General features: G+C 41.9%; 11 protein-coding genes. 9 read left to right on the top strand and 2 right to left on the bottom strand.

Annotation, left to right across the window (positions count from 1 at the left end; all coding sequences use genetic code 11):
• The first annotated feature begins 61 nt into the window (after positions 1-61).
• The 3 genes from gndA to KCG39_RS09365 all read left to right on the top strand — a co-directional run bounded on the left by gndA (position 62) and on the right by KCG39_RS09365 (position 5178).
• Positions 62-1468 (top strand): NADP-dependent phosphogluconate dehydrogenase, encoded by a 1407-nt coding sequence (gndA, locus tag KCG39_RS09375; RefSeq protein WP_112167159.1) that lies wholly within the window; start codon positions 62-64, stop codon positions 1466-1468.
• Positions 1469-1714: 246 nt separating this feature from the next.
• Positions 1715-2881: a UDP-glucose 6-dehydrogenase gene (gene ugd / locus KCG39_RS09370; protein ID WP_112167161.1), complete on the top strand. Its 1167-nt coding sequence runs from the start codon at positions 1715-1717 to the stop codon at positions 2879-2881.
• A 431-nt stretch (positions 2882-3312) separates the two neighbouring features.
• Positions 3313-5178 carry an acyltransferase family protein gene (locus tag KCG39_RS09365; protein WP_142468548.1) on the top strand — a complete coding sequence of 622 codons (1866 nt, stop codon included), beginning with the start codon at positions 3313-3315 and terminating at the stop codon, positions 5176-5178.
• 1299 nt (positions 5179-6477) lie between these two features.
• On the opposite strand, the gene KCG39_RS09360 is transcribed toward KCG39_RS09365, so the two are convergent.
• Both KCG39_RS09360 and KCG39_RS09355 read right to left on the bottom strand, forming a co-directional pair.
• Positions 6478-6600: a small membrane protein gene (locus KCG39_RS09360; protein ID WP_004138729.1), complete on the bottom strand. Its 123-nt coding sequence runs from the start codon at positions 6598-6600 to the stop codon at positions 6478-6480.
• 477 nt (positions 6601-7077) lie between these two features.
• The gene (locus KCG39_RS09355) at positions 7078-8082 is read right to left on the bottom strand and encodes an NAD-dependent epimerase (protein ID WP_004122469.1); all 1005 of its coding nucleotides are present in this window, start codon (positions 8080-8082) and stop codon (positions 7078-7080) included.
• 1297 nt (positions 8083-9379) lie between these two features.
• Here KCG39_RS09355 and KCG39_RS09350 point away from each other — a divergent pair.
• From KCG39_RS09350 to KCG39_RS09325, 6 genes are read left to right on the top strand one after another with little or no spacing between them, the layout of a single operon-like run.
• Positions 9380-10147: an ABC transporter permease gene (locus KCG39_RS09350; RefSeq protein ID WP_004122466.1), complete on the top strand. Its 768-nt coding sequence runs from the start codon at positions 9380-9382 to the stop codon at positions 10145-10147.
• Positions 10147-10887 carry an ABC transporter ATP-binding protein gene (locus tag KCG39_RS09345; protein WP_004122464.1) on the top strand — a complete coding sequence of 247 codons (741 nt, stop codon included), beginning with the start codon at positions 10147-10149 and terminating at the stop codon, positions 10885-10887. The genes KCG39_RS09350 and KCG39_RS09345 overlap by 1 nt, the downstream gene beginning before the upstream one ends.
• Positions 10888-10900: 13 nt before the next feature.
• The gene (locus KCG39_RS09340; protein WP_087828824.1) at positions 10901-12793 is read left to right on the top strand and encodes a DUF4422 domain-containing protein; all 1893 of its coding nucleotides are present in this window, start codon (positions 10901-10903) and stop codon (positions 12791-12793) included.
• 18 nt (positions 12794-12811) lie between these two features.
• Positions 12812-13966 (top strand): UDP-galactopyranose mutase, encoded by a 1155-nt coding sequence (gene glf / locus KCG39_RS09335; protein ID WP_049114063.1) that lies wholly within the window; start codon positions 12812-12814, stop codon positions 13964-13966.
• Positions 13963-14856 (top strand): glycosyltransferase, encoded by an 894-nt coding sequence (locus tag KCG39_RS09330; RefSeq protein WP_004122456.1) that lies wholly within the window; start codon positions 13963-13965, stop codon positions 14854-14856. The genes glf and KCG39_RS09330 overlap by 4 nt, the downstream gene beginning before the upstream one ends.
• Complete coding sequence (locus tag KCG39_RS09325; protein WP_172879726.1) at positions 14857-16002, top strand: glycosyltransferase family 4 protein; 1146 nt, start codon at positions 14857-14859, stop codon at positions 16000-16002. It begins immediately after the preceding gene.
• Positions 16003-16025 lie beyond the last annotated feature (23 nt).

Here is a 16025-nt window from a genome sequence, read left to right as displayed (position 1 = left end):
ACATAATCATCACATTAAGCTGCGAATTTGTCGCAGTGACCACACCTGACAGGAGTATGTAATGTCCAAGCAACAGATCGGGGTTGTCGGTATGGCAGTGATGGGGCGTAATCTTGCGCTCAACATCGAAAGCCGCGGTTATACCGTCTCCGTTTTCAACCGCTCCCGTGAAAAGACCGAAGAAGTGATTGCCGAGAATCCAGGCAAGAAACTGGTCCCACATTATACAGTGCAGGAGTTTGTTGAATCACTCGAGACTCCACGCCGTATCCTGTTAATGGTGAAGGCGGGCGCAGGTACTGATAGTGCCATCGCCTCTCTGAAGCCCTACCTGGATAAGGGTGACATTATCATCGATGGTGGTAATACCTTTTTCCAGGATACGATTCGCCGTAATCGTGAGCTTTCTGCTGAAGGTTTTAACTTCATTGGCACCGGCGTATCCGGTGGTGAAGAAGGGGCTCTTAAAGGTCCTTCGATCATGCCTGGTGGTCAGAAAGAAGCTTATGAACTGGTTGCTCCAATTCTCAAGCAGATTGCTGCAATCGCCGAAGACGGTGAGCCATGCGTAACCTATATCGGTGCGGATGGTGCTGGTCATTATGTAAAAATGGTTCACAACGGTATTGAATACGGTGATATGCAGCTTATTGCAGAAGCCTACGCTTTACTGAAAGGGGGTCTGGCGCTTTCTAATGAAGAGCTGGCGCGAATCTTTACCGAATGGAATGAAGGTGAGCTTAGCAGCTATCTCATTGATATAACTAAAGACATCTTCACCAAAAAAGATGAAGAGGGTAAATACCTGGTCGACGTGATCCTCGATGAGGCAGCAAACAAAGGTACCGGTAAATGGACCAGCCAGAGCTCTCTTGATCTCGGTGAACCGCTGTCACTTATCACTGAATCTGTATTCGCTCGCTACATCTCTTCACTGAAAGATCAGCGTGTAGCTGCTTCGAAAGTCCTTACCGGGCCGCAGGCGAAAAGTGCAGGCGATAAAGCGGAGTTCGTTGAGAAAGTTCGTCGCGCTCTGTATCTGGGCAAAATCGTCTCTTACGCTCAAGGCTTCTCCCAGTTGCGCGCGGCTTCTGATGAATACAACTGGGATCTGAACTACGGTGAGATCGCGAAAATCTTCCGTGCCGGCTGTATTATTCGTGCTCAGTTCTTGCAAAAGATTACTGATGCCTATGAGCAGAACGTTGGCATTGCCAACCTGCTGCTGGCTCCATACTTCAAGCAGATCGCCGATGATTATCAACAAGCGTTGCGCGATGTAGTTGCATACGCAGTGCAGAATGGTATTCCGGTTCCAACTTTCTCTGCGGCCATCGCTTACTACGATAGCTATCGTTCCGCAGTCTTGCCTGCTAACCTGATTCAGGCGCAGCGTGACTATTTTGGCGCGCATACCTATAAGCGTACCGATAAAGAAGGTGTGTTCCACACTGAGTGGATGGATTAATTTCCATTCGGTAATTCAATGCAAAATCCCGGTTGGTTTTTAGCCGGGATTTTTTGTACATTTTCTCCAGACACTCGCAATTCTGTAACAAATTTGTACTTCCTCTTTAGAGTTTAGGCTGTTACCCCGCCACTGGTAAGGTCTCTCCTTGACATACATCCAGCCACGGAGTAAAACCGCCGCAAGTGTTGATTACCAGGGTGGCTAATATGCCGCCGTCCAGTTAACTTATTAAAGTGTGATCGAATGAAAATTACTATTTCCGGTACCGGTTATGTTGGTTTATCGAATGGCATCTTGATTGCGCAAAACCACGAAGTGGTGGCGCTGGATATCATTCAATCCAAAGTTGATATGATTAACCAAAAGATTTCTCCGATTGTCGATAAGGAGATCCAGGAATATCTGGCGGAAAAACCGTTGAATTTTCGCGCGACAACGGACAAGCATGATGCCTACCGTAATGCAGATTATGTCATTATCGCTACGCCGACTGACTACGATCCTAAAACGAACTACTTCAATACTTCGACTGTTGAAGCCGTTATTCGTGATGTCACCGAGATTAACCCAGACGCGGTAATGATTATTAAATCCACCATTCCCGTTGGCTTTACGCGTGATATTAAAGAGCGCCTGGGCATTGATAACGTCATTTTCTCTCCTGAGTTTCTGCGTGAAGGCCGCGCCCTTTACGACAACCTGCACCCGTCTCGTATCGTCATTGGCGAACGTTCAGAACGCGCGGAGCGTTTCGCTAATCTGCTGAAAGAAGGCGCGATTAAGCAGGATATCCCGACGCTGTTTACTGACTCCACCGAAGCTGAGGCGATTAAGTTATTCGCCAATACCTACCTGGCGCTGCGCGTAGCCTACTTTAATGAACTGGATAGCTATGCTGAAAGCCAGGGTCTGAACAGTAAACAGATCATCGAAGGCGTGTGCCTCGATCCGCGAATCGGTAATCACTATAACAACCCCTCCTTTGGCTACGGCGGCTACTGCCTGCCGAAAGATACCAAGCAGCTGCTGGCAAACTACGAATCTGTACCTAATAACATCATCGGTGCCATCGTAGATGCTAACCGCACGCGCAAAGATTTTATCGCTGACTCAATCCTGGCGCGCAAACCTAAAGTCGTTGGTATCTATCGCCTGATCATGAAGAGTGGCTCCGATAACTTCCGCGCTTCTTCTATTCAGGGCATCATGAAGCGTATCAAGGCCAAAGGTATCCCGGTCATTATCTACGAACCGGTTATGCAGGAAGATGAGTTCTTCAATTCCCGCGTGGTTCGCGATTTCGACACATTCAAACAAGAAGCTGACGTGATTGTCTCAAACCGAATGGCTGAAGAGCTGTCGGATGTCGCTGACAAAGTGTATACCCGTGATTTGTTCGGTAGTGACTAAATCGATCTCAGAGATAAGCTGGAGGGGGAAGATTCCCCCTAAATAGTTATTGCTAAGAAACGGTTGAATCATATTTATATATTGCCTTGCTATATATGAAACCAATGTTCTAATATTTGTTATTGCAATATCATTATTTATTAATATCTATAGTATAAAATTATTTGCATATTTAAAATGGTATAAGTACTCGTAAGGATGTTGCATTTTTGCTTATTTTTATTAAATGCGTTCTATATTTTGGAAGCATACAATTTGGCTGAGATTGCGGAGGCTTTCAGTGACCCTTGAAAAATTATCTCATGCTGGTTTTTCGATTCATATTAATCTTTTTTAAAATAAGTTAGGCATTAATATATTTTTTGTAAACACTTAAATATTTATATTTCACGAAAATATATTTCATCTATACATTATCCTAAGGTATTTAAATGTTTCGTCTTGACATCAACGGCTTGCGTTTCATTGCTGTAGCAATGGTGGTACTTTTTCATTTCAAAATAGGATATTTTTATGGCGGTTATGCTGGAGTAGATGTTTTCTTTGTAATATCTGGATTTCTGATGAATGAAATCTGTAAAGAAAAAGTAGGTACTAAAGGCTGGGTTAGTAATTTTTATAAAAAGAGGTTTAAAAGGATCTACCCTGCATTAGTAGCGTGTGTTTTGTTTTCGTTTATATTGGCAATTACATCCACACCACCATCAATGCTTAGAAGTCTTTTTTTGCAAGTAATATCATCATTGAGTTTTACTTCTAATCTATATTATCTAAAAGCAACTTCTGGATATTTTACAGATGCGGCTGATAGTTTTATTTTCTTACATACCTGGTCATTGTCTGTTGAATGGCAGTTTTACTTGATTTTCCCTTTAATTTTAATTGTTTCTAATGCGTTATCTAAAAAAGCCCCACAATATGTTATCTATTTCAGTCTCATTTTGACTTCTTTTATATTTTGTGTTTTATTAATGAAATACAGCCAAATGTATTCTTTTTATTTGTTGCCTAGTCGTGCATGGGAGTTAATAATTGGTGCGATGGCTTCATCAATCACGTTCAAGAATAGGTACCCTAGAATTACAGAAGTTATATCGTTGGTTACTTTAATGCTATTTACTGGTATAGTTAAAGAAAGCTATAGTTGGCCTGGTTTTACGACATTAATCCCCACGATTGCAACGGCGTTGCTACTACATGCGAACATTGGGAATAATAAAACTTTGTTAAAGGCAAAACCATTCCAACTGATTGGGTCAGCATCATATTCAATTTATTTATTTCACTGGCCAGTAGTGTCGTTATTTTATTTGAATAATATTGAATTCAGTCTCTTCAATCAGTTCGCTGGGATATTAATATCTCTAGTTCTTGGCTTTTTATCCTATTTCTTCATTGAAAAAAGAGCGCAACTAGCGATTCTTAAACTTGCTTTTTGCGCAATATTTATTTCATTTGTGGCTTTTTTATGTAATAAATTCAATGCTTCTAAGTTGTGGTTACCTAATTCCGTATTGGCAATGGATGAATTTCATTCTTATGCGGGATCTAAAGAAGGTATTGAACAGTTTGGTAACCAAGGACGAATATGCTTCCTGACGAGTGGATATAATAGCGCTAGTCAATTTACCGAGAGCTCATGTTTGGCGAAAAAGGCTGATTCTAGTGTACAAAGATTGCTTCTGGTGGGTGACAGTCATGCTGCAGAGTATTACAAGGCATCAACAGAATTATACAAAGATTTTTTGGTAATGCAAGTAACCTCATCAGGCTGTATGCCTTTCGTAAATAATACTTATGGGGAGAAGAGATGTACTGATTTAATGGAAAGGCTATATAAGCAATACATTAAAGAATATAAGATTGATACCGTGATTATATCTGCTAACTGGATTGATGGTGAGAAGTATTTTTCCCATTCGCAAATTGCAAATAACATAGAAAATACAGTTGCTTTTTTCAAGCAATATGCTAGGGATGTAGTTGTGTTGGGGCAAACAAAAAATTACGACACAGCATTCTATCGTATCGCACAAAGTAATGATTTTAATGAAATTGATAAACATGCATTGAAACCCCCTAAAAATCTGAATAATTATCTCGTGGCATTTATGGAAAGGAAAAAAATTAATTATATAAATCTTTATGATTTAGATTGTGACGATAAGAAAAATTGTTCTTATATCTCACCAGAAGGATATCCCATGATGTTTGATAACAATCATTTTACATATCCATGGACGAAAATTATGTTATCCAAGGTTCGATATCAAAATAATCAATCAACGCATGAATGATTTAAGACGAGACAATGACAGGCTATATTAGTTAGGATGATTTTTTTATTATCGACATTTTAAATGTAGTAGTTGTTGGTGGAAGCATTGCTGTTGTTGAAATGTAATATTTTCCTAGGAAGAAAGACCTATTTAAATTTAAGCCACAGGTCTTTCATTCATATATATAAGGCGCATTGTTCTGAGAATGTTCTGTGATGCTGTGTTAGCATTGAAATCGGCCCAAACAGTTAAACACAACCAGGTGTTCTCCAGTGAGATAGGAATCCCAAAGCTACCTTTTCCTATTTGAAGACGTGATTGGCTGCCCTACCTAATAGGGAGGTTTACGATGTCTTCTGCCGCCGTAGAATGAAACGCAGAAATTGAGTCGGCGTATACAATTTTTAAGGACTATACATATCATTAAGATAGCAAGAATCAGTATACACTACTCCTGTCGAAGCATTTATTTACTTTTATTTCGGTAATTCCCTATATTTAACGTTAAGTAAAACTTCAGGATTTATTGGTCTGGAAGATATGAAAAGGATTTTTGCATAACTTACTTGGCTGGAGATTTAAAATGTATGGAATTAATATGGAGATATTTATGAATTTGTCCGACCGTTTATATCATTTATTAAGAAATTGTAATGAGGTATAAAAATAACAGATTATCCGACACAATATCATAAGACTTTAGAAACGTAAATTTATGAATTCATATTCCTTCGGCTATGTCAAGGCTTTATTACAGTGATGTTTAAAAGATCATAAGAGGCTTTTTATTCTTAGGCGACTAGAATCTAAATGATTCAGTTATTCGCCTGACAAATCGTCTTACTTCTCATACCCGACCAACCCCCCTAAAAAACGTGACCTCGCTTAGATTCTTCAATCGATCATCTTGTCCCAACCATTGAGGTCGGATATGTTAAATTCACCTTGTGAAGAGCTACCGTCACTGTGATGTAGACGCTGGAGATAAGCGCCGGAAGGTAAAACAAAGCCTGCTTGCAGGCTTTTGTTGTTTCTGGAATCCGGGTTCTCAGGCGAGCTTCGTTACGACGAGCTAAGGCTCTGATTAAAATTTACACGGGTGATGGTACGGGATCTTTCAAGGGAAGGGCGCAGGCATAGAAAACACAAATCATTTACTGCCATTAGAATAGTAAAGGCGAAGTACCAGTTTGATATAACTTTTTTAAATGGTATCCATTGCCAGCTGAAAGGCTATATGTATCCCCACCGCTGGCAGTGTTTATTCTTATATTATTATTTCCTATGCCTGTATTATAATTATATTAAGTTTTCTTTTCACCACTTTCGTTTGTTAAAAGTCAGCTTGGTCTTTTTCTGATCTTTGATATAAGAAATCAGAAAATAGACTGAAACAATCAACAGGATGGCAGCAACTGCTAAGAAAATTATGTTTGCCATAATGCGTACCAGAATGAAAGAATGTTATAAATCCATTTGCCTGCGAACTAATATCTCTGCAAAAGCATGCCTTTGCCTGCTTAACATATCCTGAATTTAAGAAAAATCCTATATGGCGTTTGTGGTTTTTTTACGGAAAGTGGAAAACCCTTTTCCGCGCCAGTAGTTTGAACAATAGCGCTGTAACCGACTTTTGCACCAGCTTGATTCGCTGGTCACAGTTTCCTTTGTACGCGAATGCTCTTCAGTGATTGTATTGAAAGTGGCTTATATCAGAGTTTGTTAATGAATTTGTTTGTTTTGTGTTAACTTAGTGTTTCGTTATTGTGTGGGCCGCGGGCTTTGCGCTGAGATAGTTATAAACAGCGTGTTTTTACGAGCATCTGAATGGATAAGATTGCCGAATGACAATTCTCGATATAAAAAAGCCGCAGTAGTACCTCACTGCGGCTAAATACCTGCGCCATGCCGGGTTGATTAGACCTTGTAGTAGGCCTTATACCAGTCAACGAAGTTCTTCACTCCCTGCCTGACCGTCGTCTGCGGTCTGAATCCCACCGCATCATACAGCGGCTTGGTATCTGCGCTAGTTTCCAGTACATCGCCCGGCTGTATTGGCATCATATTTTTCTCCGCAACCATCCCCATAGCTTCCTCAAGCGCCGTGATGTAATCCATCAGCTCAACCGGTGAACTATTACCGATGTTATACACCCGGTATGGCGCTGAGCTATCTGCCGGTGAACCCGTCTCAACGGTCCATTCCGGATTGGGCTGCGGGATAATATCCTGCATCCGAACAATCGCCTCAACGATATCGTCAATGTAGGTGAAATCGCGCTTCATCTTGCCATAGTTGTAGACATCGATGGGCTTTCCTTCCAGCATGGCTTTTGTAAATTTAAACAGCGCCATATCCGGACGTCCCCAAGGACCATAGACGGTAAAGAATCTGAGTCCAGTGGTCGGAATACCATAAAGGTGAGAGTAGGTATGCGCCATCAGTTCGTTTGCCTTCTTGGTGGCGGCATACAGCGAAACCGGATGATCAACCGAATCATCGGTAGAGAACGGCATTTTACGGTTAAGGCCATAGACCGAACTGGATGAGGCATAGAGCAAATGCTCAACATTATTGTGTCTGCAGCCTTCAAGAATGTTCAGATAACCAATCAGATTAGCGTCGGCATAAGCGAACGGGTTTTCAAGGGAGTAGCGAACTCCAGCCTGAGCGGCAAGATGGATCACCCGGTTAAATTTCTCATTAGCAAAAAGTCGGGCAATACCCTCGCGATCCGCCAGATCGATTTTGTGAAAACTAAACAGGGGAGACTGCAGTAAATCCAGACGGGCCTGCTTAAGATTGACGTCATAATAGTCGTTCATGTTGTCGAGGCCGACAACTTCATGACCCGCCTCCAGAAGGCGCTTGCAGGTATGAAAGCCGATAAATCCTGCGGCTCCAGTTACTAAAAATTTCATATTCATCCTCTGGGGTGACTGTATCCCGCTATATATTCCTCGATTTTACACTGGCTTGCTGCGTGGATCACCTGCTTTACCGTTGCTGTTTATATTCATGCCTTCGATGGCCAGATGATGTCGTCTATAGCAAGGCATTTTGAGATGGAGATGAGATTCATTATCGATGCTGGATGGTTAGCAGGGTAACAATTGCATGAGGTCTTGTCATAATCTCGCGATTTCAACTCGCTGTACGGCCCTTTAAACCCTCGAAAGTTAACGTTGATAAAAATTGGTTTTATGTATGAATTTACAATTCTTTCACATCGATATGGCTTATTTATTTTTTATCCTTTAAAATCAGCTGGTTAGTTTTTAGATTCTATTTGTTTTACATTATGTTTACTACATGAATCATTTGCAATATGAATTGATTGGCAACGTATTTTCATTTTTATTCCTATAGACCAGCGCTATAATGCGGCAACTCATTTGCATGACCATTGTGTTGTCAGTTTAATCAGCTATCCTGTGCGCAGTATTAAATATGGCACCAGACTGATTGTTGGCGTCATTTCGATCAATAGTGCGCACAGTTTGCGCTGATTCTCAGAAGATGGATGGGAAGATAACGGGAAGAACCCTGTCATGAGTTCAAAAAACAGGCTTGCTAAACGTGCTAATTGAGAAATTCCTGATGGATGGGTCTTAAGCAAACAGCGAGAGTGTGGGCCTGCTAGAATCTTTTAAATTTTCTAGCGAGCAGCACCCAGCGTCACGGGCGATAATCTTGGCCGACAGCCGCTGCGAGAGCGTTTGATGTAAGAAGAGGGTGTGTCGGTTTAGTGCTGCCGTCAAAGGTAGCCGCAGGAGATGTTTACAGATAGGGTTGTTGAATCATTACGCCGTTTGGTTGCGACAGCCAAGGGCGGTAGCGTGGTTGAAAGCGACCTCGTAAGACTATGGGGGGGAGTATCTGACTGAAAAATAGCAGTTTTTACTGTACATTCAGAAACAGCACGTTAACTGGCCATCTCTACGCCAGCTTCTCGCTTGTCCCTGCTTAGTATGGAAGAGCTACCATGGTCGGCTGCTGCCAATGAATTAGAGCGTACAGAAAATTTGGGAAAATCTTGCTTTAACCTATGTGCTTAAGATTTCAGGTTGTATGTCCAAAGACATGGTGTCTATCGGCAGTGTATCTGTCAGGGCGTTAGCGCTATCGCAGTGGATTTCGTTAGTCAGCGACAACTCGCAAATCTAAAGTGCATAACCCAATGCTTAAAATTTCGTAGAATAATTTATGAGTATAAAAATGAAGTATAATCTAGGGTATTTATTTGACCTGCTTGTTGTTATCACCAATAAAGATCTAAAAGTACGCTATAAGAGCAGTGTATTTGGTTATTTATGGTCGATTGCCAACCCCTTACTGTTTGCGATGATCTACTATTTTATTTTTAAATTGATCATGCGAGTCCAGATACCTAATTATACCCTTTTCTTAATAACGGGTCTCTTCCCCTGGCAGTGGTTTGCAAGCTCAGCGACGAATTCGCTTTTCTCATTTATTGCTAATGCGCAAATTATCAAAAAAACCGTATTTCCGCGTTCGGTTATTCCTCTTAGTAATGTGATGATGGAAGGCTTGCACTTCTTATGCACTATTCCTGTCATTGTCGCTTTTCTTTTTGTGTACGGTATGCGTCCTTCGCTTTCATGGCTTTGGGGAATACCGCTCATTGCTATCGGACAGGTGATTTTTACCTTTGGTGTATCAATTATCTTTTCGACTTTGAATCTATTTTTCAGAGACTTAGAACGATTTGTTACTCTCGGTATTATGCTGATGTTTTACTGCACACCCATTTTATACGCATCGGATATGATTCCAGCAAAATATAGCTGGGTTATTGACTATAACCCTCTGGCTAGTATGATTTTAAGCTGGCGTAACTTATTTATGGATGGTGTTTTAAACTATGAGCATATTTCAGTGCTATATTTAACTGGTATTGTGCTGACAGTTATCGGATTAAGTATTTTTAATAAATTAAAATATCGATTTGCAGAGATCTTGTGATGGAACCAGTAATTGATTTTAATAATGTGACAAAAGAATATCCACTTTACCATCATATTGGCTCAGGTATTAAAGATTTAATATTTCATCCTAAAAGAGCATTTCAATTACTGAAAGGCCGTAAATATCTTGCTATTCAGGATGTCTCTTTTACGGTTGGCAAAGGAGAGGCTGTTGCGCTCATTGGCCGAAACGGCGCCGGCAAAAGCACCTCTTTAGGGTTGGTTGCTGGTGTTATCAAGCCAACGAAAGGGTCAGTCACAACTCGAGGGCGAGTGGCCTCAATGCTTGAGCTAGGTGGTGGTTTTCATCCAGAATTGACAGGCCGTGAGAACATTTTTCTTAATGCCACTCTTCTTGGATTACGTCGTAAAGAGGTTTTACAGCGAATGGATCGCATCATTGAATTTTCCGAATTAGGAGAATTTATTGATGAGCCGATCCGCGTCTACTCTAGCGGTATGCTAGCGAAGCTTGGCTTCTCGGTTATTAGTCAAGTTGAGCCTGATATTCTGATTATCGATGAAGTGCTTGCCGTCGGCGATATTTCATTTCAGGCCAAATGTATCAAGACGATTAAAGAGTTCAAAAATCGTGGTGTGACAATACTGTTCGTTAGTCACAACATGAGTGATGTGGAAAAAATATGCGATCGGGTTGTCTGGATCGAAAATCACCGCCTCCGGGAAATCGGTTCTGCTGAAAGAATCATCGAACTTTATAAACAAGCAATGGCCTAAATCTGGTAATTAAATGAATAGTATTAAGATCTATACCTGTCATCATAAGCCGAGCGCATTCCTTAATGCATCTATTATCAAACCATTGCATGTAGGTAAAGCCAACTCCTATAATGATATCGGCTGTATTGGCGATGATACGGGAGATAATATTTCGTTTAAAAACCCTTTCTACTGTGAGTTAACAGCACATTATTGGGTTTGGAAAAATGAGACTCTTTCTGATTATGTCGGTTTTATGCATTATCGCCGGCACCTCAATTTTTCCTCACAGCAGAGCTTTGCGGAAGATAACTGGGGCGTAGTGAATTCTCCGGTTATCGATACAGAGTATGAAAACCAGTTTGGTTTAACCGACACGGCAATACAAGATTGTCTTTCAGGTTTTGACCTGCTGTTACCGAAGAAGTGGTCAGTAACCTCTGCTGGCAGTAAAAACAACCTCGATCATTATGAGAAAGGTGAGTTTTTACACATCAAGGATTATCTGACTGCCCTGGACGTTGTCGAAGAGCTTTATCCGGATTATAAAGCGGCTATTCAGCAGTTTAACAATGCAACAGATGGCTATTATACGAACATGTTTGTGATGCACAAAGATATGTTCGTGGATTATTCTGAATGGCTGTTCGCGATTTTGACTCATCTTGAAAGTCGCATCTCGATGAATAATTATAACGCTCAGGAAAAGCGTGTTATCGGCCATATCGCAGAGCGTCTGTTTAATATTTACATTATTAAACAGCAGCAAGACCGTGCCCTGAAAGTTAAGGAGCTACAGCGCACTTTCGTGATGAATGAGACCTTCAACGGCAAGCTGATGCCGGTCTTTTCAGACGCTGCGCCAATAGTCATCAGTTTTGATGATAACTACGCCATCAGCGGCGGGGCTTTAATCAACTCTATCGTTCGCCATTCTGATAAAAATACCCATTACGATATCGTTGTGCTGGAAAACAAGGTTAGCAATCTTAACAAGCAGCGCTTAACCAAGCTGGTCTCAGCCCATGCAAACTTTTCACTTCGATTTTTTGATGTGAATGCCTTTACCGAATTGAATGGTGTACATACCCGAGCGCACTTTAGCGCATCAACCTATGCTCGCTTGTTCATTCCGCAGCTTTTCCGTGAATATGAGAAGGTTATTTTTATCGATTCCGATACTGTGGTGAAGGCCGATCTGGCGGCTTTGCTTAATGTCGAACTTGGCACTAACCTTGTTGCCGCCGTTAAAGATATCGTGATGGAAGGCTTCGTCAAGTTTGGCGCGATGTCGGAGTCTGCTGATGGCGTAATGCCGGCCGGCGAGTATCTGCAAAAAACGCTTAAAATGACCAATCCTGACGAGTATTTCCAGGCGGGGATTATCGTTTTCAACGTCGCGCAAATGGTGCAGGAAGATACCTTCTCCGAGCTGATTAAAACCCTTAAAGAGAAAAAGTACTGGTTCCTTGATCAGGACATCATGAACAAAGTTTTCTATGGCCGGGTTGAGTTTTTACCGCTGGAGTGGAATGTCTATCATGGTAATGGCAATACCGATGACTTTTTCCCCAATCTCCAGTTCGCAACATACATGCGCTTTTTAGAAGCCAGAATGAACCCGAATATGATTCACTATGCCGGGGAGAATAAACCGTGGAACACGGACAAGGTTGACTTTTATGACGATTTCCTGGAAAACGTCATCAATACGCCATGGGAAAAAGAAGCCTATTTCCGTCAGCTATCCCTGATTAATTCATCAAATCCTGCTCATACTGCAGGGCAAACGCCTGTTCTGCTTCAGACCAGGATAAAAAAAGCGTTGATGCCTTTCCTTAATAAATATGCTCCTGTCGGTTCACCGAGGCGAAATACGATAACAAAATACTACTATAAAGTTAGACGCTCAATTCTTGGTTAAGGCTGCTGGAATAATATTATGAACAGTAAAAATATTTTAATTGTCGGCGCTGGTTTTTCTGGTGCGGTTATCGCACGCCAGCTTGCTGAGCAAGGTCATCGTATCAGAATTATCGATCAGCGGGACCACATTGGCGGTAACTCCTACGACGCACGGGATCCGCAAACTGACGTTATGGTCCACGTCTATGGTCCGCATATCTTTCATACCGATAATGAAACAGTGTGGAACTATGTGACTCAGCACGCTGAAATGATGCCGTATGTGAACCGCGTCAAAGCAACCGTTAATGGGCAAGTGTTCTCTCTGCCGATCAACCTGCATACCATTAACCAGTTTTTTGCCAAAACCTGTTCGCCAGATGAGGCCCGGGCGCTTATTGCAGAAAAAGGGGACAGTTCGATCCAGGAACCGAAGACCTTTGAAGAACAGGCTCTGCGTTTTATCGGCAAAGAGCTCTATGAGGCGTTCTTCAAAGGCTACACCATCAAGCAGTGGGGGATGGAGCCATCACAGCTTCCTGCGTCGATTCTTAAGCGTCTGCCGGTTCGTTTTAACTACGATGATAATTACTTTAACCACAGATTTCAGGGCATGCCGAAACTGGGTTATACGAAAATGATTGAGTCAATTGCCAATCATGAAAATATCACTATCGAACTTCAGCAATCGTTTAACGCTGAAGAGAGAGAAAAGTACGATCATGTGTTCTATAGCGGGCCGCTGGATGCCTTCTATTCCTATCAATATGGCCGCCTGGGCTATCGTACTTTGGATTTTGAAAAATTCACCTTGCAGGGCGATTATCAGGGCTGCGCGGTGATGAACTACTGCTCACTGGATGTTCCTTACACCCGTATCACTGAACATAAGTACTTTTCGCCCTGGGAAACCCATGAAGGGTCGGTATGCTATAAGGAATACAGCCGCGAGTGTGGAGAAAAAGATATTCCTTATTATCCGATTCGTCAGATGGGGGAGATGGCTTTACTCGATAAGTATTTGTCCCTTGCGGAAAGTGAAAAGAACATTACTTTTGTTGGCCGTCTTGGAACCTATCGATATCTGGATATGGATGTGACTATCGCAGAAGCATTAAATACTGCCGAGAAGTACTTATCTTCCCTTGATAATCATGAAGCTATGCCAGTATTCACGGTTTCTGTGCGATGAATTGCTCTGCATTAATAGTCACTTATAATCGCTTAGAGAAGTTAAAAGTATCTATTGCCAACACTGTGAAATTAAATTTTACAGCGATAATGGTTGTCAATAACGGGTCCACGGATGGGACCCTGGAGTGGTTAGCCACCCTTAGCGACCCTCGGGTAATTGTCCTCAATCTGCCTTCTAATACCGGTGGGGCGGGGGGCTTTAAGGCCGGAAGTCAATATTTATGCGACAATGTCGATACCGACTGGGTTTTCTTTTACGATGATGACGCCTGGCCCGAGAGCGATGCGCTGGAAAAATTTACCCAGCTGGATAAGGCTAATTGTCGGGTGTTCACCGCTTTGGTAAAAGATCTTCGGGGGCAACCTTGTTCGATGAACATCCCTTTTGCTAAAGTACCGTCATCGTTTATCGACACATTACGCTACATCAAAAATCCGGCTGAGTTTCTACCGTCTCTTTCCTGTTCGACCGCGGTGCAAACGGTATCCTTTGTCGGGATGATTATTCAGCGAGATTTGCTGCGAAAGAATATACACAATATTCACGATGAGTTATTTTTATATTTTGACGATCTTTACTTTGGCTATCAGTTAACACTCGATGGCGAAGAGATTCGTTATTCGCCTGAGGTTGTCTTCTCGCACGATGTGAGTATCCAGGGGAAGTCTATCTTTCCCGAATGGAAAGTTTATTACCTTTGTCGAAATCTTATTCTGGCGAAGAAAATTTTCCCGCGAGTTGCCATTTTTAGCCGTCTCTCAATCCTTTTGCGGTTGATTAAATATGTATCAATATTGCCATGGCAACGCAATAAATTGTTATATTTTAAATACTTGCGTCGTGGAATTATCCATGGTGTAAAAGGAATCAGCGGTAAGAACCATTAAGTGGATATAGCAATGAAAAAACTGTGTTATTTCATAAATTCGGATTGGTATTTTGATTTGCACTGGATAGATCGTGCAATCGCCGCCCGAGATGCTGGTTATGAGATTCACATCATCAGTCATTTTGTCGATGGTAAAGTGCTGAATAAATTTAAAACATTTGGTTTTAAGTGTCATAACGTTCCACTTGATGCTCAATCATTTAATGCATTAACTTTCTTTCGGGCCTTTTTTGCGTCCCGAAGGATCATCAAAGAGATTAATCCCGACCTTTTACACTGTATTACAATTAAGCCATGTCTGATCGGTGGGCTTATTTCGAAGGCCAATAATCGCCCGGTCATCGTGAGTTTTGTCGGCCTCGGGCGTGTATTTTCTTGTGATACGGGCTTGCTTAAGCTATTGCGCAATATCACTATCATGGCATATAAGTATATTGCCAGTAATAAGCGCAGTATATTTATGTTCGAGCATGATAAAGATCGTAAAAAACTCGCGGGTTTTGTTGGCATTGACTACCAGCAGACTATTGTCATCGATGGCGCAGGTATCAACCCGGATATCTATAAATATTCACTGGAGCAGGAACGTGATGTTCCGGTCGTGCTGTTTGCCAGCAGAATGCTGTGGAGCAAGGGGCTCGGGGATTTAATCGAAGCCAAGAAAATTCTCGAATCCAGAAATATTCATTTTACGCTAAACGTTGCTGGAATACTTGTTGAAAACGATAAGGATGCCATTTCCCTTGCCGTCATTCAGCAATGGCATAAAGAAGGGCTGATTAACTGGTTAGGTCACAGTTCTAACGTCTGCGACTTGATCGAGGAGTCGAACATCGTGGCCCTGCCTTCGATCTATTCCGAAGGCGTCCCGCGTATTTTGCTTGAGGCTTCCTCGGTTGGACGGGCGTGCATTGCCTACGATGTTGGCGGCTGCGATAGCCTGATCATTAATAACGATAACGGCATTATCGTGAAAAGTAACTCTCCGCAGGAGCTGGCGGATAAGCTTGAATTCTTATTAGCCAACCCCAAAGCACGAGTTGAGATGGGTATCAAAGGACGGCAACGCGTTCAGGATAAGTTTTCTAGCGGTATGATCATTAGTAAGACGCTCAAGACTTATCATGATGTGGTTCAGGGATGATATAGCGCAAGAGATTACAGCTT

Source organism: Klebsiella pasteurii (genome assembly GCF_018139045.1).
Classification (GTDB): Bacteria; Pseudomonadota; Gammaproteobacteria; order Enterobacterales; family Enterobacteriaceae; genus Klebsiella; species Klebsiella grimontii.
Note: the sequence above shows the minus strand (reverse complement) of the source record. Positions and strands in the feature narration are given on the sequence as shown.

Excerpts from the sequence above, each read along its gene's own strand:
- gndA (WP_112167159.1), top strand. The coding sequence starts at position 62 with ATGTCCAAGCAACAGATCGGGGTTGTCGGTATGGCAGTGATGGGGCGT.
- ugd (WP_112167161.1), top strand. The coding sequence starts at position 1,715 with ATGAAAATTACTATTTCCGGTACCGGTTATGTTGGTTTATCGAATGGC.
- KCG39_RS09365 (WP_142468548.1), top strand. The coding sequence starts at position 3,313 with ATGTTTCGTCTTGACATCAACGGCTTGCGTTTCATTGCTGTAGCAATG.
- KCG39_RS09360 (WP_004138729.1), bottom strand. The coding sequence starts at position 6,600 with ATGGCAAACATAATTTTCTTAGCAGTTGCTGCCATCCTGTTGATTGTT.
- KCG39_RS09355 (WP_004122469.1), bottom strand. The coding sequence starts at position 8,082 with ATGAAATTTTTAGTAACTGGAGCCGCAGGATTTATCGGCTTTCATACC.
- KCG39_RS09350 (WP_004122466.1), top strand. The coding sequence starts at position 9,380 with ATGAAGTATAATCTAGGGTATTTATTTGACCTGCTTGTTGTTATCACC.
- KCG39_RS09345 (WP_004122464.1), top strand. The coding sequence starts at position 10,147 with ATGGAACCAGTAATTGATTTTAATAATGTGACAAAAGAATATCCACTT.
- KCG39_RS09340 (WP_087828824.1), top strand. The coding sequence starts at position 10,901 with ATGAATAGTATTAAGATCTATACCTGTCATCATAAGCCGAGCGCATTC.
- glf (WP_049114063.1), top strand. The coding sequence starts at position 12,812 with ATGAACAGTAAAAATATTTTAATTGTCGGCGCTGGTTTTTCTGGTGCG.
- KCG39_RS09330 (WP_004122456.1), top strand. The coding sequence starts at position 13,963 with ATGAATTGCTCTGCATTAATAGTCACTTATAATCGCTTAGAGAAGTTA.